This window comes from Streptomyces sp. NPDC058051 (genome assembly GCF_042885475.1).
In the GTDB taxonomy this organism is placed as follows: Bacteria; Actinomycetota; Actinomycetes; order Streptomycetales; family Streptomycetaceae; genus Streptomyces.
This window is the reverse complement of sequence record NZ_JBHVRW010000095.1, coordinates 1-1131: the sequence shown is the minus strand read 5'-3', so window position 1 is coordinate 1131 and position 1131 is coordinate 1. Positions and strand designations below refer to the sequence as shown.

Annotated in this window: 2 protein-coding genes; both read left to right on the top strand. The window is 71.0% G+C overall.

Annotated features, from left to right (window positions below; genetic code table 11):
- Positions 1 to 554 (top strand): YncE family protein (locus ACFVUT_RS37765; protein ID WP_389671192.1); only part of this gene is annotated, 554 nt, incomplete at its 5' end.
- A 74-nt stretch (positions 555 to 628) separates the two neighbouring features.
- Positions 629 to 955 carry an ArsR/SmtB family transcription factor gene (locus ACFVUT_RS37760; protein WP_389671190.1) on the top strand — a complete coding sequence of 109 codons (327 nt, stop codon included), beginning with the start codon at positions 629 to 631 and terminating at the stop codon, positions 953 to 955.
- Positions 956 to 1131 lie beyond the last annotated feature (176 nt).

Here is a 1131-nt window from a genome sequence, read left to right as displayed (position 1 = left end):
GGGCGGGATCGGCGGCCGTTTTGGACCTGTCTCCCCTTGCTGGGGACTGCGGCGTTCGGGTCGCAGACCGGATCGTGCTCGGCTCGGTGCATGTTCAGCCGCGGGCCGTGGCGCTGTCCGGTGGTCACGCGGTGTTCGCGTGTGCGCGGCTGGACGTTTTGCCTGTCGCGGATCTGGCGGGCGCACGGGTGGATGGCGGGGTGCGGCTACCGGTGGCCGGGGCGGCTCCGGCCGGTATCGCGGTGACGGGGGAGGGCGGCTATGCCCTGGTCACGTTGGAACGGGCGGGGGCGTTCGCGGTGGTGGATCTGCTGGAGTGGACGGTGACCCGCCTGGTCGGGCTCGGCGCGGGCCCGCGGGGCATCACCGTCGACCTGGACGACGCCACCGTGTACTGCGCGCTTGCCGGTCAGAGGTCGCTGGCTGTGGTGCATTTGGACGGGGTGGACCTGTCCAACACGGACGGCGTCCCGCAGTTCGAGGAGATACCCGTAGGGGCGGGCCCGAGCTTTGTCGCGCTCGCCCACGTCGACGGCCCCCTCCTGGCCTGCTGACATCCCTGCCCGGCACGCCCAGGCTCCGCCGCCGCGGAGCAGCGCCCCTGCACGACTCGGAAAGCAGCCCGCACATGTCCCTGCCTCCACGTCCTCTCGGCTCCGCATGTCCGGAGCCTGCCAGAATCCGGGCGCTGGCCGCTCTCCTGGGCGCCACGCGTGCGCACATCCTGCTGCGGATCGCTGTGCTGCACGCGGCGACGACCAGCGACTTGGTGCAGGAGCTGGCGGTGTCCGCTGCGACGGTCTCCCACCACACCGGGATTCTGCGCCACTCCGCCCTGATCACGACGCGGCGGGAGGGTGTGAGTGTCCATCATGCCCTGACCCCGCTCGGCCGGAGCCTGCTGGGGGCGCACGGCATCCCCGACGACCGCCGGCCGGCCGGCGGATCCTTGTGAACGCGCGCCCCACGCCGGTGGCGGTGTGCGCGGCGGGGGCGGGCCAGAGGTGAGCGAGACACGGGTGGTGCGGGATTTTGCCTGCCCGGGGAGAAAAGCGCGGTCATGTTTCCGTTCCCGGTCTGATTAATAGTACGGGGTGGTGTGCGTAAATCCATATGCGCCCTTTTAGAGCA